Source organism: Actinoplanes awajinensis subsp. mycoplanecinus (genome assembly GCF_001509495.1).
GTDB lineage: Bacteria > Actinomycetota > Actinomycetes > Mycobacteriales > Micromonosporaceae > Actinoplanes > Actinoplanes palleronii.
On record NZ_LLZH01000059.1, the window covers coordinates 112,275 to 136,006 of the forward strand.

Annotated in this window: 22 protein-coding genes; 13 read left to right on the forward strand and 9 right to left on the reverse strand. The window is 71.7% G+C overall.

The annotated features are described in order from the left end of the window. Positions 1-81: 81 nt before the first annotated feature. From rarD to ADL15_RS56425, 3 genes are all read right to left on the reverse strand, one after another. Positions 82-1,011: an EamA family transporter RarD gene (gene rarD / locus ADL15_RS10765; RefSeq protein WP_067687842.1), complete on the reverse strand. Its 930-nt coding sequence runs from the start codon at positions 1,009-1,011 to the stop codon at positions 82-84. A gap of 227 nt (positions 1,012-1,238) precedes the next feature. Then, the gene (locus ADL15_RS10770) at positions 1,239-1,619 is read right to left on the reverse strand and encodes a phage holin family protein (RefSeq protein WP_067687844.1); all 381 of its coding nucleotides are present in this window, start codon (positions 1,617-1,619) and stop codon (positions 1,239-1,241) included. 92 nt (positions 1,620-1,711) lie between these two features. Next, on the reverse strand, positions 1,712-3,802 hold the full coding sequence (locus ADL15_RS56425; protein WP_157441288.1) for a type VII secretion protein EccE: 2,091 nt from the start codon (positions 3,800-3,802) through the stop codon (positions 1,712-1,714). Between the two features lie 283 nt (positions 3,803-4,085). On the opposite strand from ADL15_RS56425, the gene ADL15_RS10780 reads away from it, so the two are divergent. The 4 genes from ADL15_RS10780 to ADL15_RS10795 all read left to right on the forward strand — a co-directional run bounded on the left by ADL15_RS10780 (position 4,086) and on the right by ADL15_RS10795 (position 8,830). After that, positions 4,086-4,403 carry a WXG100 family type VII secretion target gene (locus tag ADL15_RS10780; protein WP_067687848.1) on the forward strand — a complete coding sequence of 106 codons (318 nt, stop codon included), beginning with the start codon at positions 4,086-4,088 and terminating at the stop codon, positions 4,401-4,403. Between the two features lie 19 nt (positions 4,404-4,422). Next, on the forward strand, positions 4,423-4,716 hold the full coding sequence (locus ADL15_RS10785; RefSeq protein ID WP_067687850.1) for a WXG100 family type VII secretion target: 294 nt from the start codon (positions 4,423-4,425) through the stop codon (positions 4,714-4,716). A gap of 341 nt (positions 4,717-5,057) precedes the next feature. Continuing rightward, positions 5,058-8,468, forward strand: coding sequence for an SseB family protein (locus ADL15_RS55235; RefSeq protein WP_232344014.1), 3,411 nt, complete (start codon positions 5,058-5,060; stop codon positions 8,466-8,468). After that, positions 8,465-8,830, forward strand: coding sequence for a hypothetical protein (locus tag ADL15_RS10795; RefSeq protein WP_067687853.1), 366 nt, complete (start codon positions 8,465-8,467; stop codon positions 8,828-8,830). Before ADL15_RS55235 ends, ADL15_RS10795 begins: the two co-directional genes overlap by 4 nt. On the opposite strand, the gene ADL15_RS10800 is transcribed toward ADL15_RS10795, so the two are convergent. The 4 genes from ADL15_RS10800 to acs all read right to left on the reverse strand — a co-directional run bounded on the left by ADL15_RS10800 (position 8,831) and on the right by acs (position 15,067). After that, positions 8,831-9,745, reverse strand: coding sequence for an alpha/beta fold hydrolase (locus tag ADL15_RS10800; protein WP_067687854.1), 915 nt, complete (start codon positions 9,743-9,745; stop codon positions 8,831-8,833). Positions 9,746-9,805: 60 nt separating this feature from the next. Continuing rightward, positions 9,806-10,306 carry a hypothetical protein gene (locus ADL15_RS10805; RefSeq protein WP_232344015.1) on the reverse strand — a complete coding sequence of 167 codons (501 nt, stop codon included), beginning with the start codon at positions 10,304-10,306 and terminating at the stop codon, positions 9,806-9,808. Between the two features lie 133 nt (positions 10,307-10,439). After that, the gene (locus tag ADL15_RS10810; RefSeq protein WP_067687904.1) at positions 10,440-12,833 is read right to left on the reverse strand and encodes an immune inhibitor A domain-containing protein; all 2,394 of its coding nucleotides are present in this window, start codon (positions 12,831-12,833) and stop codon (positions 10,440-10,442) included. 248 nt (positions 12,834-13,081) lie between these two features. Next, positions 13,082-15,067, reverse strand: coding sequence for an acetate--CoA ligase (gene acs, locus ADL15_RS10815; RefSeq protein WP_067687857.1), 1,986 nt, complete (start codon positions 15,065-15,067; stop codon positions 13,082-13,084). 213 nt (positions 15,068-15,280) lie between these two features. Here acs and ADL15_RS10820 point away from each other — a divergent pair, with 213 nt between their 5' ends. After that, the gene (locus tag ADL15_RS10820; protein ID WP_067687859.1) at positions 15,281-16,012 is read left to right on the forward strand and encodes a Fic family protein; all 732 of its coding nucleotides are present in this window, start codon (positions 15,281-15,283) and stop codon (positions 16,010-16,012) included. A gap of 33 nt (positions 16,013-16,045) precedes the next feature. Next, entirely contained in the window at positions 16,046-16,528 is a 483-nt protein-coding gene (locus ADL15_RS10825) for a PH domain-containing protein (protein WP_067687861.1), read from the forward strand. A 504-nt stretch (positions 16,529-17,032) separates the two neighbouring features. On the opposite strand, the gene ADL15_RS10830 is transcribed toward ADL15_RS10825, so the two are convergent. Together ADL15_RS10830 and ADL15_RS10835 are read right to left on the reverse strand one after the other, a co-directional pair. Further along, positions 17,033-17,836 carry an HAD family hydrolase gene (locus ADL15_RS10830; protein WP_067687863.1) on the reverse strand — a complete coding sequence of 268 codons (804 nt, stop codon included), beginning with the start codon at positions 17,834-17,836 and terminating at the stop codon, positions 17,033-17,035. A gap of 334 nt (positions 17,837-18,170) precedes the next feature. Then, a complete protein-coding gene (locus ADL15_RS10835) occupies positions 18,171-18,536 on the reverse strand; it encodes an STAS domain-containing protein (protein ID WP_067687865.1) in 366 nt (121 codons plus the stop codon). 200 nt (positions 18,537-18,736) lie between these two features. On the opposite strand from ADL15_RS10835, the gene ssd reads away from it, so the two are divergent. From ssd to ADL15_RS10870, 7 genes are all read left to right on the forward strand, one after another. Next, positions 18,737-19,807, forward strand: a complete 1,071-nt coding sequence (gene ssd / locus ADL15_RS10840; protein ID WP_067687867.1) for a septum site-determining protein Ssd — start codon at positions 18,737-18,739, stop codon at positions 19,805-19,807. After that, positions 19,804-20,964 carry a TadA family conjugal transfer-associated ATPase gene (locus ADL15_RS10845; RefSeq protein ID WP_067687869.1) on the forward strand — a complete coding sequence of 387 codons (1,161 nt, stop codon included), beginning with the start codon at positions 19,804-19,806 and terminating at the stop codon, positions 20,962-20,964. Before ssd ends, ADL15_RS10845 begins: the two co-directional genes overlap by 4 nt. Next, positions 20,961-21,746: a hypothetical protein gene (locus ADL15_RS10850; RefSeq protein ID WP_157441290.1), complete on the forward strand. Its 786-nt coding sequence runs from the start codon at positions 20,961-20,963 to the stop codon at positions 21,744-21,746. Before ADL15_RS10845 ends, ADL15_RS10850 begins: the two co-directional genes overlap by 4 nt. Positions 21,747-21,948: 202 nt before the next feature. Next, positions 21,949-22,560 carry a type II secretion system F family protein gene (locus ADL15_RS10855; RefSeq protein WP_083971121.1) on the forward strand — a complete coding sequence of 204 codons (612 nt, stop codon included), beginning with the start codon at positions 21,949-21,951 and terminating at the stop codon, positions 22,558-22,560. A gap of 47 nt (positions 22,561-22,607) precedes the next feature. Beyond that, a complete protein-coding gene (locus tag ADL15_RS10860) occupies positions 22,608-22,793 on the forward strand; it encodes a DUF4244 domain-containing protein (RefSeq protein ID WP_067687875.1) in 186 nt (61 codons plus the stop codon). A gap of 13 nt (positions 22,794-22,806) precedes the next feature. Further along, a complete protein-coding gene (locus ADL15_RS10865) occupies positions 22,807-23,181 on the forward strand; it encodes a TadE family type IV pilus minor pilin (protein ID WP_373872982.1) in 375 nt (124 codons plus the stop codon). Then, a complete protein-coding gene (locus ADL15_RS10870) occupies positions 23,178-23,576 on the forward strand; it encodes an Rv3654c family TadE-like protein (RefSeq protein WP_067687877.1) in 399 nt (132 codons plus the stop codon). Before ADL15_RS10865 ends, ADL15_RS10870 begins: the two co-directional genes overlap by 4 nt. Positions 23,577-23,732 lie beyond the last annotated feature (156 nt).

The window sequence follows — 23,732 nt, forward strand, 5'->3', positions numbered from 1 at the left end:
CGGAATTCCCGATGCAGTCGGTCACGCACTTCGCCGAGGCCGGACTGGACCGGTTCGAGCTGGTGCGCTTCGACGGCAAGGTCATGCTGTCGTACCAGCCTCGCTGATCTGCTTCTCGGAGCTTCTGGCGGTGGCGCGCAGGCGTGCGCTGCGGAGCCCGTCGACGGTGAAGATGATCAGAGCGATCCAGACCAGTCCGAAACCGGCCAGCCGGGCGGCGGGCATCGGCTCGTGGTAGATCAGCACACCGCAGGCCAGCTGCAGGATCGGCGCGACGTACTGCAGGATCCCCAGACCGACCAGCGGCACCCGGTTCGCCGCACCGGCGAAGAGCAGCAACGGTACGGCGGTGGCCACACCGGAGAACAGCATCAGCGCCGTGTGCTGTGCCGAGACGTGCCCGAACTCGGCGTCCCCGGCCAGGTTCAGCCAGGTCAGATAGCCCAGCGCGGGCAGTGCCAGCACCGCCGACTCGACGAACAGCCCCTCGGCCGGCGGTAGCGACATCCGCTTCTTGATCAGGCTGTACGAGCCGAACGAGGCGGCCAGGACGAGCGCGATGTACGGCAGGTGCCCGTAGTCGACGGTCAGGATGGCGACCGCCAGGCCACCGATGCCCACCGCGATCCACTGCCAGGCGCGCAGCCGCTCCCGCTGCACGGTCACGCCGAGCAGGACCACGACCAGCGGGGTGATGAAGTAGCCGAGCGCGGTTTCGACGACCCGGGACGAGTTCACGCCGTAGATGTAGGTCGCCCAGTTCACCCCGATCAGCAGCGCCGCGACCGAGATGCCGCCGAGCAGGCGCGGGGTGCGCAGCACACGGCCCAGGAAGCGCCAGTTGTGCTGGACGGTGAGCAGCAGGGCGACGAAGAGGACGGACCAGATGATCCGGTGCGAGAGGATTTCCAGCGGGGGCGAGGGCCGGAGCAGCTTGAAATAGATCGGGAAGAAGCCCCAGAGCACGTACGCCGTGAGGCCGTACAGATATCCGCGCCGCTCGTCGCTCATGGCACACACCGTAAGGGCCGGAAACAGCCACGGTCCTTGCCTATGCTCCAGCTCACGAGGCCAATCAGCCCTCGCTGGCCTGCATTCCGCCGGTCTTTGTGGATGGCGCGCGGCGGGCCCCGGCTGGCGCTGAGGGTTGCCTCAAGGGCGTTTTGACAGCACTCAGCACCAGCCGATCGCGTTCGGCTGGTGCTGAGGTGTGCGGGTGCAGCCGGTGTGGGGCCGGATCAGTCGTCCCCGCCGTCGGGGACGAGCATGTTGAGGACCCAGCTGACGACGCCGACGAGCAGCGCGCCGAGGATCGCGGCGACGAAGCCGTCGACGTGGAAGCCGAGGTCGAGCTTGTCGGCGATGAAGCTGGTCAGCAGGAACAGCAGTCCGTTCACGACCAGTGCCATCAGGCCGAGGGTGAGGACGTAGAGCCCGCAACCGATCGTCTTGATGATCGGACGGAGAACCGCGTTCACCAGACCGAAGATCGCCGCGACCGCGAGCAGAGTGCCGGCTTTACCGGCTGCCGTGCCCGCGGTGAGCTGGATCCCGTCGATGACCAGGGTCGTGATCCACAGCGAGATGGCCGTGATCACGAGCCGGATGATGATGCCCATGGCAGGGGATGGTGCCACGGCCGTGCCAGTGGTGGGTACGACACTCCGCGATCTTCATCCGCCTGCCGCCGGATATTCCGGCATATCGAGATCTATCGCTCATTTGCCGACCGGCGGGAGTCACCGATCAGGACCTTCTCCACCGAGGTGGGTGCGAGCATCGCCCAGCGGACCGCCTGCCTGTTGATGACCGCGAGCATGCCGGGGCGCATCCGGGTGAGCAGAGGTGCGGTGTCGCCCAGTTCGAGCGCGGCGCCGATCAGGTGGGCCTCGTCCGGCCGCAGGGTCTGCAGCAGGAGCAGATCGGCGTCGTTCGCGGCGGCGACGTCCGCCGCGCGACATTCCTCCCGGAGGGACAGCGTCGCCCGCCACGGCCCGGCATCCGTCGCACCGGCCGGTAGCGGTGCGGGGGTGTGGCCGATTCCGGTCACTCCGAGGGGAAGCCTGGCCGCGGTGCCAGGCTGGACCGGGCCGGCCGGGAGCGGGGTGGCGAAGACGGGCGGGGCCGGGGTGAGCGGTCCCAGGTCGAGAATGATCAGTAGCGGACACAGCGGTGAGCTTGGTGGCGCCTCGACCGGCTGGTCCGGCGCCCCGAGGGTGATCGAGCCGCTGGGTGCGGCCGCGCCGCGGGCGAACGGCTCCCAGGCCCGTGGGCGGTAGGTGCGCACCAGCACCCGGGCGCCGAGCGCCATCGCGCGGAACGTCACCACCTGGGCGCAGCGGAGCCCGCCGACCAGGACGACCCGGGTGTGGTCCGGGCGGAACGGCCGGATCAGCACCGGCTGGCCGTGCCGGTTGTGCCCCACGACCAGGCCGGCCCGGTCGGTCGGCAACGCCAGACGGCCGAACCCCTCCGCCGGTGACCGGGGATCGCCGGGCCGGGACAACGCGTCCGGGTGGGTGCGACGGCCGGGGACGGTCCGGGTGATCTGCCGGTGACCGCTGGGCAGGCCGGCCTTGTCGGACGCGGCGAGAGGCAGGGTGGCGGCGAAGCCGGGCAGGTGGTCGCCGTCCCGGCGGCGGAGGTGGAGGTGCTCTCCGGCCGCCAGTTGTCGCAGGAGGTTGATGGCGGGCTCGAGTGCGGCCGGTTCCGACGCGGCCAGGCGGATGGCCAGGCTGAGCTGCGGCTGCTCGCCGAGTCCAGGTGCGGCGGCAGAGGCGGCAGGGGCGGCGGAGGCGGACGTGGCGGTGGCTGAGGCGGATCTGCGCGCGGGTGCGGAGCGGGCGGCGGGCGTGGGTGTGGTCGGGGCGGTGGCCGGTAGGGCGGCGGTCAGGGTCAGCGTGGTGGCCGTGGTGGGTAGGTGGAGCAGGTGGGTGAGGAGGTCGGCTGACGGGCACTCCCCGGGCCGTGGGCGGCCGTGGAAGGTCACCTGGGACAGCTCGCCGACTCGTAGGGACGTCCACTGCTCGTGGACTTCGGCGGCGGGCTCGGCGTACGCGAAATCGGTCATGGCCCGCACCGCCTCGGTCCGGTCCAAGGGGCGGGCCTTGAGGCGTTTGGTGAGTTTTCGCGCCTGGCCCGTCAGGGCTCGGCGCAGGTCGCGGTCGGACCAGCCGTCGGCGCGGGTCACGCGGACCGCGAGCAGCGCCCGGGCGTGGCCGAGCGCCCGGCCCCCGGTGAGCATCCGGTAGGAGCCGGCCGCCGGATCGTTCCCGGCCGGGCCGGCGGGCGCGGGCACGGCGGTGAGCAGGAGCTGGATCCGGACCGGTGGTCGCTCCAGGCCGTCGGCGGGCAGCAACTCCCAGGGCGTGGGCAGCTCGGGCCGGGCCTCGGCCAGCAGGGCGGCCGGATCACCCAGGTCGAGGAGCGCGGTCAGGCCGGCGCCGTCGGCGAACACCGCGGCCGGCCCGGCGGGTAGCTCGATCGAGGTGACCCGGGTTTCCGGTGCGACGAGCGCGAGCACCGTGGCGCTGCCCTGCCGGCCGTCGGACCGGCGCCGGGCGCGGAAGTGCAGGACCGCGGTGACCTGCTGGAATGCCCAGCGGTCCCGGAAACGGAGCCAGGTCAGCGCGAGCAGGACCGGGGCGCCGACCACCGCCGCGACCCGGGCCGGGCCGCCGGCTGCGGCACCGATCAGGGCCAGGACCGCGGCGGCCTGGGTGGCGAGCACCTGATGAAGGCCGAGGTGGTGCGACCGATCGGGCCCGACCGTGGGCGCGCCGGCCAGCGAGGTCGTCGCCATGGCCGCCCCCTCGACCGTTCCGGACATCGATCAATGTGCGCGCCTAATCGTAGGACGACATGCGGATCAGCCGTGTCCGTCATCCACAGGGGGAGTTATTCACAGGTTGGAAATCGGGGCTTTCGCCGACCTCCGCCCATCCCCTAGCGTCGGAGCCCAGAACGTGACCAGACGATCACGCACCGGTGCGACCACCTGCCCGTGATCGATTTACTCGTTGATCCACGTCAATGCATGGCTCGTCGCGACAAGTGTCCAAATCGGAATAGGGGGTGGCCTGGAAATGGCTCTGACTCAGGCCGAGTCCGCGGTGATGGTCAGCACCGCCGCGAAATTCGATCAGGCCAACGGCGCACTGCAGTCGATGCTCAGCACACTGATGTCCGAGCTGTCCGGGCTCAGCGGGTCCTGGAGGGGGCTCGGCGCGAACGCTTTCGAACGGGTCAAGACGCAGTATGCGACCGACCTGCGGAGCCTCAACGACGCGCTCGCCGAGACCGCCCGGGCGATCCGGGCGTCCGGGGCGGGCTATCACGCCACCGACTCCGGCGCCGCGAGCCGGGTCGCCCGAACCGGTGGCACCTTCACCCTGCCGCTCTGACTTCTTCCGGAGGATTTTCATGAACGACGGAGTTCTGCTCGTCAACTTCGGCGCCCTGCAGCAGGCCGGCGCCGACATCGACAAGGCGCTCGGCACCCTGCGCTCCCAGCTCGATCAGCTCGAACGTGACGCCGCGCCGCTGGTGGCGACGTGGGCCGGTCAGGCCCGGGAGGCGTACGGGCAGCGCCAGGCCACCTGGCGGGCCGCCTCGGCCGACCTGGAGGCCATCCTGCGCCAGATCAAGGGTGCGGTGGACGAGTCGGCCGCCGACTACGCGTCGACCGAGCGGACGGCGACGCAGCGGTTCCAATGACGTCAGGTCGTACCCGTTCGGGGTGGTCAGTGGCCCGAGTGGGGGGCTCGGCGCGCCGAGAGGGGTTGCCGATGTTCCGGAAGGGTTGCCGCCGGTCCGATAGGGGAAGGTGGGGGTCGCCCGTTCGCGTACTGGCCCGGGTGGTTGACACGGCTACCATCGGTTGTTGGATCATTGCGCCGGGCGATCGGGGTGCGGGTACCTGCTCGGCGCGGCTGAACTCTGGGCGCGGCCGGACACAACTCGGCCACCAGCACACTGCCGCCCATTGTCATTGCGGTCTGGCCTTGTAAGTTATACGCGTTGCGTTGGCTCAGTCGCACGCGTGGGGAGAGGTGGACGTGTCCGAGTGGGATCCGGCTACGGACGCCGAGGTTGCGATGCGCGATGCGTTGCGCACCGACGACCAGGAGTCCTATTTCCGCATTCTCGCCGGTGTCGACCTTCTGTTACCGGTGTCAGCCGACGCGTTAGCGGGTCTGGCGCCGCTCGGTTGGGGCACCTGGAGCACAGGCGGACGCACCCATGTGCTGGCGTTCACCTCGCAGGAGTCGTTGCACGCCTGCCTCTCCGACTACACCGGCTCGTCGCGCCGGGTTCCGTACGCGGAACTCGCCAACACGTGGCCGAACCTGGAGTGGTGGCTGGCGGTCAACCCCGGTCTGCCGATCGAGGGGTACCTGCCGGCCTGGTTCGTCGCGCAGCTCGCGCGGGGTGACCTGAGGCTCCCCACCCGGGGGCCGGGCCGTGAGGTGCACGGCACTTCCAAGATTCAGGAGCTCGGTGCGGCCGCTCTGGCGGCCAGCCGTGGCACTGAGGGCCCCGGTGGGCCCACCTATGACTCGCAGACGCCGGCCGCTGCCGCCGCGTCCGGCTATCCGGCCTACCCCGCCGGTTCGTCACCGGGTGGTCCCGGTGGCGGCCAGCAGGCGCCACAGCCCGGTCCGGCCCAGCCCGGGCGGAACCCGTCCGGGCTGCCGCAGCGTGGTGCCCAGCCGGTTGCGGCGGGTGCCGCGCAGTTCAGCCCCGGCGGAGCGCCCGGTCTGTCGCAGTTCGGTCCGGGCAGCGTGCCCGGCGCCGCGCCGTACGGTTCCGGTCCGGCGCAGTTCGGTCCGGGTGCGGCGCCGCAGTCGCCGGCCGGTCAGCCCACTGGGCTCCCGGCGCGTGCGCAGGGCGGGACTCTGGCCGCCCGGCAGGGCATGTCGTCCGGTCTGCCGGTGCGGACCCCGACTCCGGCCCCGGCCGAGCAGCAGGTTCCGGCGTCGTCCGGCAACCCGGCCGACCAGGTGCCGGCGGCGTACCAGTCGCCCACCATTCCTCGTGACTTCCCGGGCTCGCCCGCTCCGGTGTCACCGGCGCAGCCCCCTCGTGGCACCTCGGGCAGTGGCATGGCCACGCCGGGGTGGAATTCGGACTCGGTGCCCTTCGGGCCGGAGAACGACCCGCGCGGGCCGCTGCAGGACCTGGGCGCGCCGTTGCCGGTGCGGACCCCGATGGCGAACACGCCGCCGGTCCCGGAGCACGTCCAGCCGTATGACCCGGCGGAGGCGCTCGTCGACCAGAGTTGGGCGGTCGGCACCGGCCGTAACCCGAACGTGGGCGCCGGTCCGGCTCCCGCGTCCCCGGCCGGTCCGGGCGCGAGCCCGTTGCCGACCCGGGGTGGCGCCGAGCCGCTCCCGACCCGGGGTGGTCTCGACCCGCACGCGCCGGCACCGGCCGCAAACCCGCTGCCCAGTCGCGGCGGCGACCTGCCGAGCCGTGGTGGGGAGCTGCCCAGTCGCGGCGGCGAGCTGCCCAGTCGCGGCGGCGAGCTGCCCAGTCGTGGTGGGGAGCTGCCCAGTCGCGGCGGCGAGCTGCCCAGCCGTGGGGACCTGCCGAGCCGTGGTGGGGATCTGCCCGGCCGTGGTGGGGCTGATCTGCCGCGTCGGCGGCCCGGGCAGACTGCCGGGGCCAGCCAGACGACGTCGTTCTCCGGGTTCACCAACGCGCGGACCAACCCGGTGCCTCCCGAGGCGCCGAGCTTCCCGCAGGGCCCGGCCTCACCGCAGGCAGCGGCCGCGCAGACGGCTCCGATGAGCGCGCCGCCACTTGCCGCACCGGCCTCGAGCGCTCCGGCCCCCGGCGCGCCGGGCAACGGGCTGCCCCGCCGTCAGGTGACACCGGCGTCGGAACGTCCGTCGTCGATGGCGGCCGCGGCGCAGGCGCTCACCGGTGGGCACACGCCGGCTCCGGACCCCGGCCTCGCCCAGCGCGAGGTCTCGGCGGCGGATCGGTTCGGTCCGTCCGGGCCGGCGCCGACGCTGCCGCGCTCCGACTCCGGCCTGGCCGGTGGTGACCGGACGGCACAGGGTGGCCGTCCCGGCCTGCTCCCGCCGGTGATCCCGGGTGCGCCCGGCGCTGACCGGGGACCTGGCCACGGCGGGTTCGCCGCTCCGGCGTCCGGCGCTCCGGCTCCGGGTTATGGCGGCGCCGGCTCGGCTGCCGACTTCGTGCCCGGTTTCGGGCCCGGTGCTCCGGGCAGCCCCGTCTCCGGCTCTCCTGCTGCTCCCGGCAGCCCGGCGGGCTACGGCTCGCAGGGCGGCGCCGTGGAGGCGTACGCGGCACCCGGCCCGACCTTCGGCATGCCGCCGCAGGGCAGCCCGGCGTCGGCGTACGCGAACCAGGCGTACGCGACACAGATCCTTCCGTTGCCGTCCACGGTGACGCCGGCCGCGGTCGCGCCCACCTCGGGCGCCTCGGGTCTCGGTGTCGCGGGTTCGGCGACCGGCGGAGCCGGCGGTGGCCACGAGAACTTCGTGGCGGCCAACGACACCGAGCGGGAGCTGCAGGACGCCGCGGACACCGGCAACACCGACGTCTTCCTCTCCACGCTGCTGCTGGCCAACGTGCTGGTGCCGGTGGCGCACCACTCCCGGCCGGGCAGCGCGCCCGGCGAGTCGGGTTTCGCGTTCCAGCCGGAAGAGGTCGAGGGCGAGAAGTTCCTGATCGTCTTCACCAGCAAGGACCGGCTCTCCGAGCACTTCGGCGAACCGACCCGCACGGTGGGCGTCCGCTTCTACGAGCTGATCCGGAACTGGCCCGACCCGCACTGGTCATTCGCGGTCAACCCGGGTACCCCGGTCGGCGCGAAGTACCCCGGCGCGCAGATCATCGCGCTGGCCAACTGGGCCACCGAGGCCGGTCTCGGCGCCGACCCGATCGACACCCCGTCGACCGAGGAGACCGCCGCACCGGTGCCGGCTCCGGAACCGGCCAGCGACGAGACCCAGCACGCGACGGTCATGCAGAAGACGATCGCCGCCGAGCAGGTCGACTACTACCTGGACCGCGGGTACGACCGGGTGGCCGGGTTCGTGCACCGGGCGTCCGAGGTCGAGCATCTGCGCACGCCGGCCGAGCTGTTCGGCGCGCTCGGGCTCAACTACGACTCCTCGCCGTTCCAGGCGGATGCCAAGGAGGCGTTCGTGCTGCGCTGGCCGGCCTTCCGGCCCAGCCTGTACCGGATCCCCTACGGCGGGCAGAACGAGCAGGCGCTGCGCGCGATGGACGGCTGGGTGATCGAGCGGCCGCCGTTCCGGGGCAACGGGTTCGCACCGGGCGAGAGCCGTGACGTGGTGGCGGAGTTCAGGGTGGACAGTGTCCGGCTGCCGCACGGCGCGCAGCTCTGGCGCCTCGACGCGGACGGGAACGAGCGCATGTTGGCGATCTTCGACGCGGACGGGCCGCTCTGGCGCCGGGTGGGTGAGCAGTGATGCGCGACGGCTACGTGGTGACCTGGCAGGGCCAGGAGTACGACGCGGTGCCGGACCGCGACCAGGTCCGGATCTACGCGACCGCACCGGCCGAGGGCTTCAGCGAGGTCAAGCCGGGCCGGTACGTGCGGGTGCTGAACGCCGACGAGTACGACGAGATCGCCTACGTCCGTACCGTGTGCACCTGGCGCGGCGAGCCGTTCATCGTGCTCGCCGAGGCGGACACCTGGCTGCGGCTGGAATACACCGGCGGCCGGGCCCCGGTGGCCCGGCAACTGGGCCTCGAGGAGTTCGACTACGGGGTCTACCAGGGGTGGGCCCCGGCCGGCGAGATCCGCGACCGCTCCGAGCACCGGGTCTGATCAGGCCGGCGTCTTCAGCCAGCGCAGGATCTCCCCGGTGACCACGTCCGGCGCTTCCTGGTGCAGGAAGTGGCCGGCGCCGGGGATCAGGCGCCATTCGTACGGCGCGGTCACGTAACGGCCGGAGCCCTGGGCGGTGCGCGGCAGGATCGCCTTGTCCAGGGCGCCGTGCAATTGCAGGGTGGGCATGCTGAGCGGCTGCTGCATCAGCTTGACGAACCGGTACCCCTGCAGCCGGAGCGCGCTGCGGGCGACCCAGCGGTACGCCTCGAGCGCGCAGAACGACGCCTGCGGGATCTGCATCGCCTGGCGGCACCGGTACGAGTAGTCGGCGAACTCCGGGGTGGCCGCCCACTCCGGGCTGCTCCAGTGCTCCATCAGCTCGCCGATCAGGGCGGCGTCGTCCTTGGTGAGCACGTGTTCGTACCGTGGGACTTGGAATTTGAGAATGGCGGCGGACGCGGAGAACTGGCCCCGCGGATCGGCGAACAGCGCGGCCCGCAACCGCAGCGGGTGCGCCGCACCGAGCACCACCAGGCGGTTCACCATCTTCGGGTGGAACGCGGCGGCGGCCCAGCCGACCATGCCACCGGCGCCCGCCCCGACGATCGTCGCGGAGCGTTCGCCGAGGGCACGGATCAGGCCGGTGACGTCGGCGGCCATCGTGTAGCCGTCGTAGCCGCGCGGCGGCTTGTCACTCGCGCCGTAACCACGAAGGTCGATGGCGGCGGCGCGGAAGCCGGCGTCGGCGACCTGGGTCAGGATGTCGTGCCAGGCCCACCAGAACTCCGGGAAGCCGTGCAGGAACAGGACGAGCGGTCCGGCGCCCGCCTCCACCACGTGGAAGCGGCTGCCGTTGGCACCGACGAAACGGTGGGTCCACGGCCCCTCTTCCAACACCACCGACTCGTCCATGCGGCCAGCCTATGCTCCGCTGTCACGGGCGACGCGAGGCACTCGTGAACCGATTCGGGATCATCCGATCGGTTGCGCCTCGGTCATCGCCATCAGGTCGCCCGGACCGCAGTAGATCTTCAGCAGGGTGGTCTCCAGCTTGACCTTGACCCGATCGCCGGCGGTCAGCTTGATGCCGGCGGCGGAGTAGAGCGCGTACTTGGTGCCGTCGTCGGCCGTGAGGCCGTAGCAGGGGCCGGAACCGCCCCGGGTGACGTTGCCGGCCACCCAGCCCTTGTCCGGCAGGTTGTCGGTCGGCTCACGGGGCGGCGCGGTCGGTTTGGTGAGGGTCGGCAGTGCGCCCGGACTTGTGGACTCCGGGGCCTCCGGGACCGTCGTGGACGGTGCGCCGCCGGCCGACGGCGCGATGCCGGAGGGCGCGGCGGGTGCGGAGCCGGAGGGGGCCACCGAGGCCGGAGCGGGCGACGCCGACGAGGAGGTGCCGCCGGTGCTGCCACATCCTGCGGCGAGGGCCCCGATGGCTACGGCGATGCCGATTCGGTACGTGTGGTGACTGCGCATCAGATCATCCTTCCGGCGCGGAGCGTCAATGGTGGGACGAATCGCGGCGCGCGTCGGTTCCCGAGTTTCGTGACGGAAAAGGGGCAGCGCCCGGGGAGTAGGGTCCCCGGGCGCTGCTGGTGGTGCGGTCGAATCAGTACACCGCGACGGTCATCGAGGTGCCGAGCTGGCCCAGCACCGCGATCTTGACGCCGACCGCCGGGAGCTTGACACCCGCGTTCGGAGTCTCGTCGTAGTAGTACTTGTCCTTGTCGCTGAAGGTCGGGTCACCGAACTGCGGCTTGATGACCGACTTCGCGCCGTTCAGGTGCAGGGTCATGCCGTCGGTCGGGTACAGGCTGAACGGAGCGTCGTACACCTGGACCCGGGCACGCCACGGAACACCGGTCGGGTTGATGCTCGGCTTCGGGTGCGCGTCGATGTAGAGGTTGCGACCCGAGCCGGGGTGCTCGTTGGTGTTGTTGTCGACCTGGGAGGTGTCCCAGTACGAGATCAGCAGACCGGTCTGGTAGTTGTAGTGCTCCACCCAGTCCGGCTTGGTGCTCGCCCACCCGAAGTTGTACGGGCCGGTCGCCAGGTACTTGTCGTACGAGGTGTAGCTCCGGTAACCCGCGATGTAGTAGTTCGGGAAGTCGCTGGTGCTGGTGGAACCGACGATCGTGAAGCCGGCCGCGGTCCACGTCGAGGTGCCCTCGGCGCCGTCCGTCGAGACGACCGTGCCGTCGGTGGTGACCGTCAGGTCGTCACCGAAGAAGCCACCCTCGGAGACGCCACCGTCGGTCACGTAGTGCAGGCGGAACTGGATCGCCTTGCCGGCGTACGCGTCGAGCGAAACCTCGATCGGCTTCCACGCGTTGTCGGACGAGCCGGTGATCGCCGGGCTGCCGCTGCCGTCCTTGACGAACGGCTCGCCGCCGACGGTGCCGTCCAGCTTGGTCCAGTTGGCGCCGCCGTCCGTGGAGGCCTCGGCGTACAGGTAGTCGTAGTCCTCTTCGATCGCGTACCGGCCCTGGAGCGAGACGCTCCCGGTGGTCTTCCCGGTCAGGTCGATCGCCTTGGACAGCGACACGTTCAGGTCGTCCGCGTTGCCGGAGTAGAACTGCTTGGCTCCGTCGAACGGCGCGCCCAGATCGGTGGTCACCTTCTTGTCCGGAAGGTTCACCACCAGAGCCTGCTTCTTGTCGGAGTTGTACTCCTGCGGGCCGAGCTTGACGATCTTCTTCTCGCCGGCCTTGACCGCCTGGTAGTTCAGCCAGCCGAGCTGCAGCTTGTTCCACGCGCCGAGGTCGCCCGGCCGGGTGCCGATGCCCTTGTCGGTGGCGGCGCTGAGACGGCTCTGCGCCATCAGCGTCCAGTACTCGTTGCTGTTGTCACCCAGGCCGCTGGTGTCGTAGTCGTCCGGGAGGCCCAGGTCGTGGGTGTACTCGTGGACGAAGACGCTCAGGCCACCGTTCTCCGGCTGGATGGTGTAGTCGCCGACCCAGATGCCGGACGTGCCGATCTGGGCGCCACCGAGCTTGTTGTCGGCCGGGCCGGTACGACCGGCGTCGGTCGAGTACGCGTACCAGCGGTGACTCCAGACGGCGTCCTCACCCTGGGACGGGTCACCGTCGGCCTGGTCGCCGCCGGAGTGCACGATCTGGAAGTGGTCGAGGTAACCGTCGGGCTCGTTGAAGTCGCCGTCACCGTCGAAGTCGTACCGGTCGTACTTGTCGTACTGCTGCAGGTCGGCCTTGATGGCGGCGTCGGACATGCCGGACGCCTTCTTGTCGGCGTACCACTGCGTGACGGCGTCGTTGACCAGCGCCCACACGTTGGTGCAGTTGCTGCTGGCGCAGACGGCCGGGTCGTCGCCGTTGGCGTCGGTCGGGTTGTCGTTCGACCGGCCGTACCGGGCCTCGTTGTACTTGACCTTGACCCAGTCGGAGACCTCACCGTCGACGCTGTAGCGCCCGGACGACTGGGTCTCGAAGTAGGTCTTGACCGACTCGGTGTTCTTGCCGGTGCCGAAGTACAGGTTCCGGAAGTACTCCGGGGTGTAGTCGGCCTGCCAGATGGTGGAGTTGTCCAGCTTGCGGTCCGGCGCCGGAATGGCGTTGTGCAGCGGACCCTCGAAGGTCGTCGGCCCCGCGGTCGCCGCCGTCGTGTCCTGGTCCGGGAACGACGGGTGCCGCTCGTTGCCGAACTCGGTGAGGATCACGAAGATCTTGTCGGTCTTCTCGCGAGCCAGCTCGACGTACTGGTTCTTGCCCGGGTGGCCGAAACCACCGTTGCCGTACGTCTTGCCCAGGTTGACGATCTTGCTGCCGTTCCGGGTCTCCACCTTGGACTCGCCGCTGACCACCTGGGAGACAGCCTCTTCGCGCAGCGCGCGACGCTTCTCCTCGAGGGGGTTGGGCAGGTCATCGACCGGGGCGTTGTCCCCGGACTGTGCCACCGGAGCCAGATCCGCCGGCGGGGCCGCCACGGCCATCGCCGGAGCCATCGCTCCGACGGTGGTCACCATCACGGCGCCGAGTAGTCCCACGACCACCTTGCGCACTACGTTTACCTCCGTTTTAGCGGCTGAGCGTGGTGTGCCGCGCCCAGCGTCAAACGGCCCCGGGGTTCGGGACTGTAGGTGAACGTATGCAAACGAACCGATGTTCGGGGATCGTGCAGCGTATTGATGACCAACAGTTATCTGATATGGCCAGGCCATAACACGATAGTCGGCATAAAGGACAAAAAAGGCTGGTGGTGCAGGGTGCACCACCAGCCTTAAATCGGTCAGGATCAGTCTTCGGACTTAGCCGAATTCATTCCGGACGAGATCAGGTCCATCACTGCCGAGTCCTGCAGGGTGGTGACGTCGCCGAGCGAACGGTTCTCCGCGACATCCCGCAGCAGCCGCCGCATGATCTTGCCGGACCGGGTCTTGGGCAGCTCGGTGACCAGCATGATCTGCCGCGGCTTGGCGATCGGGCCGAGCGTCTTGGCCACGTGGTTGCGGAGCTCCTTGATCAGCTCCTGGCCGGCCTCGCCCTCGGTCACCACGTTGCCACGCGGGATGGTGAACGCGACGATCGCCTGCCCGGTGGTCGGGTCGGTCGCGCCGACCACCGCGGCCTCGGCCACCGCCGGGTGCGACACCAGCGCCGACTCCACCTCGGTGGTGGAGATGTTGTGGCCGGAGATCAGCATGACGTCGTCGACCCGGCCTAGCAGCCAGAGCGCGCCGTCCTCGTCCTTCTTCGCGCCGTCACCGGCGAAGTAGACCCACTTGTCGCCGTTGCCGGCGCCGGCGCCGAAGCGCGACCAGTACGTGTCGATGAACCGCTTGTCGTCGCGCCAGATGGTGCGCAGCATCGACGGCCACGGCTCGGTCAGCACCAGGAAACCGCCACCGCCGTTCGGCACCGACTCGGCCTGGTCGTCGACCACATCCGCGCTGATGCCGGGCAGCGCGGTCATCGCCGAACCCGGCTTGGCCGCGGTCACGCCGGGCAGCGGCGAGATCATCACGGCGCCGGTCTCGGTCTGCCACCAGGTGTCGACGATCGGGGTGCGCTCGCGGCCGACGTGCTCCCGGTACCACATCCAGGCCTCGGGGTTGATCGGCTCACCGACGCTGCCCAGCACCCGCAGGGAGGACAGGTCGTACGTGGCCGGGATGTCGTCGCCCCACTTCATCATGGTGCGGATCAGCGTCGGGGCGGTGTAGAGGATCGACACCTTGTACTTGTCGACGATCTGCCAGAAGCGGCCGCGGTCGGGGGTGTCCGGGGTGCCCTCGTACATCACCTGGGTGGCGCCGTTGGAGAGCGGGCCGTAGACGATGTAGGAGTGGCCGGTCACCCAGCCGATGTCCGCGGTGCACCAGTAGACGTCGGTCTCCGGCTTCAGGTCGAACACCGCGTTGTGGGTGTAGGAGGCCTGGGTCAGGTAGCCGCCGGTGGTGTGCAGGATGCCCTTCGGGTTACCGGTGGTGCCCGAGGTGTAGAGGATGAAGAGCGGGTGCTCGGCCTCGAACGGCTGCGCCTTGTGCTCCGGGCTGGCCTGCTCGACGGTCTCGTGCCACCACTTGTCCTTGTCGGTCCAGGCGACCTCCTGACCGGTGCGCCGGACCACCAGCACGTGCTCGATGCTCGCGCAGCGGGCCACCGCCTCGTCCACGGTGGGCTTGAGCGCGGACGGCTTGCCGCGACGGTATCCGCCGTCGGCGGTGATCACGACCTTGGCGTCGGCGTCGTTGATCCGGGTGGACAGCGCCTCCACCGAGAAGCCGCCGAACACCACGCTGTGCGTGGCGCCGATCCGGGCGCAGGCGAGCATGGCCACCGCGGCTTCCGGGATCATCGGCAGGTAGATGGCGACCCGGTCGCCGGCGACGACCCCCAGCTCGGTCAAGGTGTTCGCGGCCTGCGAGACCGATGTCAGCAATTCCGCGTACGTGACGGTGCGGGTGTCGCCCGGCTCGCCCTCCCAGTGGATGGCGACGCGGTCGCCGTTGCCGGCCTCGACGTGCCGGTCCACGCAGTTGTACGCGACGTTCAGCTCGCCGCCGACGAACCACTTGGCGAACGGCGGGTTGGACCAGTCCAGCACCTGGTCCCACGGCTTCGTCCAGCTGAGTCGCTCGGCCTGGCGCTCCCAGTAGGCCAGCCGGTCGTCGGCGGCCTCCTGGTATGCCTCGGCTGTCACGTTGGCGGCGGCCGCGAGGTCGGCGGGCGGCGGGAACTGCCGCGTCTCGGAGGAGAGATTCTCCAGGGTTTCGCTCATGAGGGCGGCTCCTCTTGCCTGACCGGGGGTCTCTACGTTGCACATTAGTTCTGGGCGGTGGCTCCGGCGAAGCGTTGCGCAGTGGATGCGCGCTCGACGGTGCCATACGCGCGCTGAATGACGCTCGCGTGATCGGTACTGCGCGAATCTTGCCATTTCCACTCGTGTTTGTGCACCCCGTGTTTCCACCGCTTTACCGGTTACCGTGTTCGGGTGGATCCACTAGCACCCTTGCTCGAGCTCGCTGATGTCGCTCCGGCCCTGGCCGAGGCCCGGGAGAGCGTCGACGCCGCCATGCGGCACCGGGCCCTGCGCCGGCACGGCGGTCAGGTCGCCGCCGAGGCCAGCCTGCGCGCCGCGGTCGCCAGCGCCGCCCTGGAGGGCAACAAGTACGAGCTCGACGACGTCCGAGCCGGCACCGTCACCGACCCGGTCCTGCAGGGCGCCCTGCGGGTGGCCGAGGGGATCGGCGCCCTGGTCGACCTCTGGCCCCGCGCGCCGCGTCAGGTCCTGGCCAAGCTGCACGTGCTCGCCGCCGGTGGTGTGGTGCCGGCCGAGCACCTGGGCCGGCTCACCGGCGGTGCCGAGCGGATCGACGCGCTCGCCGGGCTGGTGGCCGGCAACGAGGAGACCCCGCCGCTGGTGCTCGCCGCGATCGTGCACGCCGAGCTGATCACGCTGCGCCCGTTCGCCGGGCCGGCCGGGGTGGTCGCCCGGGCCGCCGCCCGGCTCACCCTGATCGGGCGCGGGTTCGATCCGCGCGGCCTGGTCGCCGTCGAGCTGGGCCACCTCGCCCGGGAGCCGGAGTACGTCGGATCGGCCGGCGCCTACGCGACCGGGACGCCGGACGGGGTGCGCTCGTGGCTGCGGCACTACGCGTCGGCGATCACGGCCGGCGCGCAGGAGATCACCACGATCGGTGACGGAGTATTGGCAACCGTCTGACCTCTGATCAATTCGCCGTCGCATAATTTCGGGGTGGCTGACAACTGGGTGCGTCCGTACGAGCCCGGCCCCGGACGGTGGCTCGTCATTGCCTGGGAGGCGTTCGCTCTGGCGATGCTGACCTGGGCCACGATCCGGCAGTTCGACCTGATGGGACACGGCTTACGGGTGGTCGCCTGCCTGCTCGCCGCGGTCTGGGTGGTCGGCGCCTGGCGGATCCTGCAGCTCGGTGTGTACGTGAGCCCGGAGGGCGTGCTGGTCCGCGGACTGGTGCGCTCCCGGGCGATGCGGTGGCGGGAGATCGCCGGGGTGCGGCTGCACCGGTCGACCCACCGGCTCGGGCCGTTCGAGATCGAGAACGGGAACACGGTGCTGCTGGAGCGGGTCGACGGCGCGACGGTGAACACCGAGTTGTGGGAGAAGGGGATGGACTTCCACACCCGGCCCAAGGTCTTCCGAGCCGTCTACCAGGAGATCCGCAAGCGCCATCAGACCGCGGCGGCCGACCCGGCGTAGTTCGAGCCCGGGTAGAAGAGAGGGGCCGCGGTCCGCGTTTCCGCGGGCACCACGACCCCTGCCACTCCTGCGCGTCCTATCCGGGTTAACAAGCGTGCACCTGGGTCGTTGTCGACAGTCCGGCGGCCTGGTGGCGATGATCCCCGTGGAGGCGGAAGCACCACCTGTGGCGCAAGTCCCGTCGCAACGTGCCTGCCGTGGCTGATCGCGCGTGGGTTCCCGGTGGCCGTGCACGGGTCCGATTTTCGGTGACTCCCGATCCTCGTTGCCCCGCGACTCATTTCTACGCCGGTACTTGCTTGATCACCAGGTATCAGCCCGGCAAATCTGGCGTTTCACAATTACTCAGACCAATGGCATTTGTGCTGGTCGTTGCGTTGCGCCGGGCCGGGCGGCCTCATGGGCGGGACTCGGCTCGTAGCCTACGGACGGGCGCTGGGCATTCGTACCGTAAAAGGACGGTCGTGCGGAGAAGCGGTCCGGAAGCGTGATGGGCGGTTTCGGTCAGGCGACCGCGGCGCGGGCGCGGCGGTGGCGACCGTAGAGGGCGAAGCCGATCGCGACGCCGACGCCGACACCGAGAGCGGCCGCGGCGACCGGGACGGCCGGGCGGTCCCGCAGGCGTTTGCCGAGGGCGATCGGATGGCGGAACTCCAGCACCGGCCAGGAGCGTTCCAGGGCGGCGCGGCGCAGAGCGCGGTCCGGGTTGACGACGCTCGGGTGGCCGACCGCCTCGAGCATCGGCAGGTCGCTGCTGGAGTCGGAGTAGGCGAAGCACTGGCTGAGGTCGTAACCACGGGCGGCGGCGAGCTCGTTGATGCCGACGACCTTGGCCGGGCCGGCCGAGTAGAACTCCACCTGGCCGCTGTAGCGCCCGTCGACGATGGCCATCCGGGTGGCGATCACGTCGGTGATGCCGAGCAACTCGCCGATCGGGCGGACCATCTCGTCGCCAGACGCGGAGACCAGCACGACGTCGCGGCCGGCCGCCTGATGCTCCGCGATCAGCGCGGCAGCCTCGGCGTAGACATACGGATTGATCAGCTCGTTGAGCGTCTCGGCGACGATCTGCTGCACCTGCTCGACCCGCCAGCCCTTGCAGAGGGCGGCCAGATAGTCGCGGGTGCGGGCCATGGCCTGCTCGTCGGTGCCGCCGCCGAGCCGGAACATCAGCTGGGCATAGGCGGACTTCACCACATCGCGCCGGCTGATCAGGCCATCGCGATAGAACGGCCGTCCGAAGGCCAGAGCGCTGGACTTGGCGATGACGGTCTTGTCGAGATCGAAAAAGGCGGCGCTGGGGCCCACGGGCCGAAAGTGTAGCCGCAACCCGCTCGGTGGCGGGCACCCGTTCGCCGTGACGCGCAGTGAAAACGGTCAGACGGGCAGGGACCTTGCAGTGAGTCACATTTCAGTACTCGACGGCTGCCTCAGACTGAGGCAGACTTGTGTTTGCGACCGGGAATAGTGTTGTTACCGTCGCGTCCCGTGAACTCGTTGCGCCGGCGTCGGTGAGTCAGCGTTCAACGATATGCGCTCGGTGACTGCGCCCCCCGCGGTCATCCGAGTTGATTCGGCTCGACCCCCCCGGAGCCGAATCCCAGAACGGCCCCCGTCTCCCCCGACGGGGGTCGTTCCCACTTCAGGCGCTTGCCGCGCGGTCCGGCGCGGTCTCCCGCTGGCGCGCGCCCGCCTCGGTGAGGCCGAACAGGTCGGAGAGGCCGGTCACGGCGAGCACCCGGCGGAACGGCACGCTCGGGTTGACCACCACGAATCGGACATCGCGCTCGGTCGCGGTCCGGTAGCCGTCGATCAGGGCGCCGAGGCCGGTCGAGTCGATGAAGGACGCATCCCGCAGATCCACGTGGACGGTCGGCGGCGGTCCGTCAGCGATCACGTCGCGGAGGCCGTCGGCCACCTCGTCGGCGTTGGAGAAATCGATCTCACCAACCACCGTGACGGTGACCGTGCCGTCATCCGCCAGGGCGGTCCGGATCGAGCTGTCCATGTCGAATCTCCCGATCTGTGTCGCGACAACATACCCAACACTCGACGATCCACTCCGCGCCCGGATACCAGATTCCGGCGTCCCGGCGGAGTTATCCACAAGCTGCGGAGTTATCCACAGCCGGGGCGGCGGCGATTGCCCGTGCCGGGCCGGGCCGGGAGTTTGGGCGGGCCCGAACCGCCCGCCGCTGGGAGAAGACGATGCCCCTGCCGCCCCGCCCGCTCCTGATCACCGCCGACGCCGACCTGCTCGACGACCTGCTGCGGCTGGCCGCCGCCGCGGGCAACGAGGTCGACGTGGCGCCCGACCCGATCGCCGGCCGCCCCCGATACCTGCCCGCGCCGGTCGTCCTGATCGGCGCCGACCAGGTCCTGCCCGGCCTGCGCGCCCGGTTGCCCCGCCGGCCCCGGGTGATCGTGGTGGCCCGGGGCGCGCCCGGCGACGAGATCTGGTCGGCCGCCGAACCGCTCGGCGCGGACCACGTCGCGGTGCTCCCGGACGCCGAACCCTGGCTGGTGGAACAGCTCGACGGCCGGCCGCGCCCGCCCGCGGTCTCCCGCACCCTCGCGGTGATCGGCGGCCGGGGCGGCGCCGGGGCGAGCATCCTCGCCGCCGGACTCGCCCGGATGTCCGTCGACGCGGGACACCGCACCCTGCTGATCGACGCCGACCCGCTCGGCGGCGGGCTCGACCTGGTCCTCGGCTGGGAACGGGTGAACGGCCTGCGCTGGCCCGGTCTGGCCGGCGCCGGTGGCCGGGTGGATCCGCCCGCCCTGCTCGACGCCCTGCCCCACCGCGGTGACCTGGTGCTGCTCTCCTTCGACCGGGACGAGCTGCCCGGCGTGCCGGCCGAGGCGATGGCGGCCACCCTGGACGCCGCCCGCCGCGGCCGGGACGTGATCGTCGCCGACCTGCCCCGGCAGCTCGACGACGCCGCGGTACTCGCGCTGCAGGCCGCCGACCGCACGCTGCTCGTCGTACCGGCCGAGGTGCGCGCCACCGCCTCGGCCGCCCGCACGCTCGCCCAGGTCCGGCCGCACTGCGAGGACGTCGCGGTGGTGGTGCGCGGGCCGGCGCCCGGCCGGCTGCGACCCCGGGAGATCGCCGACACGCTCGGGGTGCCGCTCGCCGGGACGCTGCGCCCGGAACCGTCGATGTGCCGGGAACTCGAACGCGGCACCGCGCCGACCACCGGCGGGAAGGGGCCGCTCGCTGACCTCTGCCGGCGGCTGATCGACGAGCTGATGGGCACCCGGGCGGTGACGGCGTGAGCGTGGTGGACCGGGTACGGCGGCAGTTCGCGTACGAGGGGGTGGAGGCGACGCCGGCCGCGGTGGTGACCGCGGTGCGCCGGGAGAACGGGGTGCTCGGCGACAAGGCGGTGCTGCGCCTCGCCGACCAGGTGCGGGACGAGCTGATCGGGGCCGGGCCACTGGCGCCGCTCCTCGCCGACCCGCTGGTCACCGATGTGTTGGTCAATGACACCCAGGTGTGGGTGGACCGGGGAGGCGGTCTGCAGCGGGCGGCTGTCCGGCTGGGGGAGACCGCAGACGTACGGCGGTTGGCACAGCGCCTGGTGGCGGCGTGCGGGCGGCGGTTGGACGACGGGCAGCCGTACGCGGACGCCCGCCTGCCGGACGGCACCCGCCTGCACGCGGTGCTGCCGCCGGTGGCGACGCAGGGGCCGTACCTGTCGTTGCGGACGTTCCGGCAGCGGCCGTTCAGCCTGGCTGACCTGGTCGCGCACCGGACGGTGCCGGCCGTGGTGGCGCCGGTGCTCGAGGCGGTGGTGGGGGCGCGGCTGGCGTACCTGGTCACCGGTGGCACCGGCAGCGGCAAGACCACGCTGCTGGCGACCCTGCTCGGGCTGGTGCCACCGACCGAACGGATCGTGCTGGTCGAGGACGCGGCCGAGCTGCGGCCGGTGCACCCGCACGTGGTGGCGCTGCAGGCGCGTACCGCGAACGTGGAGGGCGCCGGCGCGGTCGGGCTGACCGACCTGGTCCGGCAGGCGCTGCGGATGCGACCGGACCGGCTGGTGATCGGCGAGTGCCGGGGCGCGGAGATCGTCGACCTGCTCGGTGCGCTGAACACCGGGCACGAGGGCGGCGCCGGGACGCTGCACGCCAACGCGGCCGGCGACGTGCCCGCCCGGCTGGAGGCGCTCGGGCTGCTCGGCGGGTTGCCGCGGGCGGCGCTGCACGCGCAGGTGCTGGCGGCGCTGCAGGTGGTGCTGCAGGTCCGGCGGAGCGGGGGTGGCCGGGCGCTGGAATCGGTGAGCGTGCTGCTGCCGTCCGGGGTGGATCGGGTTCCGGCCGTGGTGTCGGCCTGGGATCGGGACGGCGGCGTGGGGCCGGGGGCCGGAGTGCTGGGCCGGATGCTGCGGGACCGCGGGATCGAGGTGCCGTCGGTGCTGGTGGCGACGTGACCGGGGTGTTGGTCGCCTGTCTGGCCGGGTGCGTGGTGGTGATCGCTTGGCCGGGGGCGGGAGTGCTGGCGCGGCTCGGTGGGCCGGTGGTTGCCGTCGGCGGGGTGCGGCGGGCGGGGGCTCGTGATCGCGCTCGTGCCGTTGTTCGGGCTCTTGCTCCGGACCGGCGGGCGGTGCTCGGGGTGGCCGGCGTCGTCGCGGTGCTGGGGCTGGTGCTGGGCGGGCCGGTGGCGGCGCTGGTCGGGGCGGTTTATGCCGGTCTAGGGATGAGTGAGTGGGTGCGCCGGGCCCGGCGGAAGCGGGCGACGGCCGGGCGGGCGGCGGCGTTGGACGGGTTGGCGGCGCTGGTTGCGGATCTGCGGGCCGGGCTGCCGCCGGCGCTGGCGGCGTCGTCGTCCGGTTCTGTTGCGACCGGGCCTGTCGGATCTGTCGGGACGCTGGACGAGGATGGGCGGGTTGCCCGGCTGACCGGGGCGGTGTGGCGGCTGGCCGAGCACACCGGGGCACCGGCGGCGGACCTGCTGGAACGGATCGAGACGGATGCCCGGGCCGCGGATCGGGCGGCGGCCTCGGCGGCCGCACAGGCCGCTGGAGCGCAGGCGACGGCGTTGCTGCTCGCGGCTTTGCCGCTGGGCGGAATCAGTCTTGGGTACGCGATAGGCGCGGATCCGCTGCAGGTCCTTTTGGGTACGCCGGTGGGCGCGGCCTGTGCGGTCGCCGCGGTGCTGCTCCAGTGCGGTGGGCTGCTGTGGGCGCAGCGCCTCGTGAGCGGGCCGCGCTGATGGGGACGTCGTGCGGTGCGGCGTGCGGAGCCGCGGCCGTGCTGCGGCCGGGTGGGCCGGTGCGGGTGCCGCTGCGGGAGTGCTGCGTGGCCGCGCTGCTCGGAGCCCAGGCATCAACCAGCGTGTGCCAGGCGTCGGACCGTGTGCTCCGTTCCGTGGTGGCGCCCCCGCCGAAACGCCGTGACGAGACGAGGGCTCGGTGATGGCCCGCTCGCCGGGTGAGCGGCGGACTCAAGTGCTGCTCGGTGCGCTCGTCGCGGTCGGGGTGGCCGGGGTGATCGGGAGCTGGTGGGGCGTACCGATCGGGGTGGGTGCGGGGATCGGGACCGAACGCTTCCTGCGCCGGCGGGAGCCCGCCGAGGTCCGGCGGGAGCGCCGGGAGGCGCTCGCCGACCTGTCACTCGGTGCGGACCTGCTGGCCGCGGCGCTACGAGCGGGCGCGCCGGTGGACCGGGCGGCCGCCGCGGTGGCCGACGCGCTGGACGGACCACTCGGCGCACGGATGCGGCGGACCGCCCGGTCGTTGCGGCTCGGCGCGGGACCGGCCGAGGCCTGGACCCACCTGGCCGACGTGACCGGCGCCGAACGGCTGATCGCCGCGGCGGTGCGCTCCAGCGCCAGCGGCGGCGCGCTGGCCGGCGCCCTCGAACGGCTCGCCGGTGACCTGCGGGCGGACCGTTCGGTCGCGGCCGAGGCGGCCGCCCAGCGGGCCGGGGTGCTGATCGTGCTGCCGCTCGGGCTCTGCTTCCTGCCCGCCTTTCTGCTCGCCGGCCTGGTGCCGGTGCTGGTCGCCGTGCTCGGCGACGTGCTGTGAAACCCAGGGTGCGGCGCCGGGCCGCGCCCCCAGTCGAGGAGGACCACGTGCATCAACTCGTCGCAGCGTTCCGGCGTCTGCGTACCGAAGCGGCCGAGGCCGGCATGAGCACCGCGGAGTACGCGGTGGGCACGCTCGCCGCCGTCGCCTTCGCCGGCATCCTGTTGAAGGTGGTGACCAGTGCCGGCGTGCAGAACGCGCTGTCCGCCCTGATCACCAAGGCCCTGAAGTGACCGGGGTCGTGGCGTGAGGGTGCGCCGGCGGCCCGGCCGGGACCGGGGGTCGTTCACCGCTGAACTCGCGGCCGGGCTGCCGGCGCTCATGGTGTTCCTGTTCGCCGGGCTCACCGCGGTCACCGCGGTCCTGACCAAGGCGGAGTGCCTGGACGCCGCCCGGGAGGCGGCGCTGGCCGAGGCCCGGGGCGACTCGGGAGCCGCGGCGGCCGGACGGATGGCACCGGACGGCGCCGAGATCCGGCTCAGCGGTGATCGGGAGAGTGTCACCGCGACAGTGTCCGTGCGGGTCAGCGTGCTCGGCGCGGACCTGCCCGGCGCTTTCACGGTCACCGGCACCGCCGTCGCCGCCCGCGAACCGGACCTCACCAGCCCGGGCTTGAAATGACCGGCCCAGCCTTGCCGCCCGAGCCCGCGGCCGATTTCGGTCAGGGGTCGGAGCGGGAGCGGGGAGCGGCGTCGATCTTCGTGCTGGCGGTGGGGTTGTTGCTGGTGGCGGCGGGGATGGCCGGAGCGATGGTGGTGGCCGCCCGGGTGGCTGGGCACAGCGCGCGCAACGCCGCGGATCTGGCTGCGCTGGCCGCGGCCCAGCATGCGATCGAGGGGTCGGGGCCCGCTTGCGCGGCCGCCGCGCGCTACGCCGCCGCGAACGGCGCGCGGCTGGCGGCGTGCCAGGTCACCGGCTTGGAGGTGGTGGTCCGGGCCGAGGTCCCGGTCACCTCGCTGGCAGCCGTCGCCACGGCCGCCGCCCGAGCCGGCCCGGTCACCGCCGCCGGCTCGTGAAGGGTTACGTGGGGACTTTCGGTGCGCTCCGCGCCGAAAGTCCCCACGCAGTCGTTGGGTCGCGGTTGTGTGGGGAGTTTTGGTGCGCTGCGCACCCGAAGTCCCCACGCAGTTTCGGGGTGGCGGTTATGTGCGGGGGTGGGGGACGGCGGGGTG

Bases quoted from the DNA above. Each gene is read 5' to 3' on its own strand.
- ADL15_RS10780 (WP_067687848.1), top strand. From the start codon at position 4,086: ATGGCTCTGACTCAGGCCGAGTCCGCGGTGATGGTCAGCACCGCCGCG.
- ADL15_RS10785 (WP_067687850.1), top strand. From the start codon at position 4,423: ATGAACGACGGAGTTCTGCTCGTCAACTTCGGCGCCCTGCAGCAGGCC.
- ADL15_RS10770 (WP_067687844.1), bottom strand. From the start codon at position 1,619: ATGGGCATCATCATCCGGCTCGTGATCACGGCCATCTCGCTGTGGATC.
- rarD (WP_067687842.1), bottom strand. From the start codon at position 1,011: ATGAGCGACGAGCGGCGCGGATATCTGTACGGCCTCACGGCGTACGTG.
- ADL15_RS56425 (WP_157441288.1), bottom strand. From the start codon at position 3,802: ATGGCGACGACCTCGCTGGCCGGCGCGCCCACGGTCGGGCCCGATCGG.
- ADL15_RS10870 (WP_067687877.1), top strand. From the start codon at position 23,178: ATGACCGGCCCAGCCTTGCCGCCCGAGCCCGCGGCCGATTTCGGTCAG.
- ADL15_RS10835 (WP_067687865.1), bottom strand. From the start codon at position 18,536: ATGGACAGCTCGATCCGGACCGCCCTGGCGGATGACGGCACGGTCACC.
- ssd (WP_067687867.1), top strand. From the start codon at position 18,737: ATGCCCCTGCCGCCCCGCCCGCTCCTGATCACCGCCGACGCCGACCTG.
- acs (WP_067687857.1), bottom strand. From the start codon at position 15,067: ATGAGCGAAACCCTGGAGAATCTCTCCTCCGAGACGCGGCAGTTCCCG.
- ADL15_RS10855 (WP_083971121.1), top strand. From the start codon at position 21,949: ATGGCCCGCTCGCCGGGTGAGCGGCGGACTCAAGTGCTGCTCGGTGCG.
- ADL15_RS10805 (WP_232344015.1), bottom strand. From the start codon at position 10,306: ATGCGCAGTCACCACACGTACCGAATCGGCATCGCCGTAGCCATCGGG.
- ADL15_RS10800 (WP_067687854.1), bottom strand. From the start codon at position 9,745: ATGGACGAGTCGGTGGTGTTGGAAGAGGGGCCGTGGACCCACCGTTTC.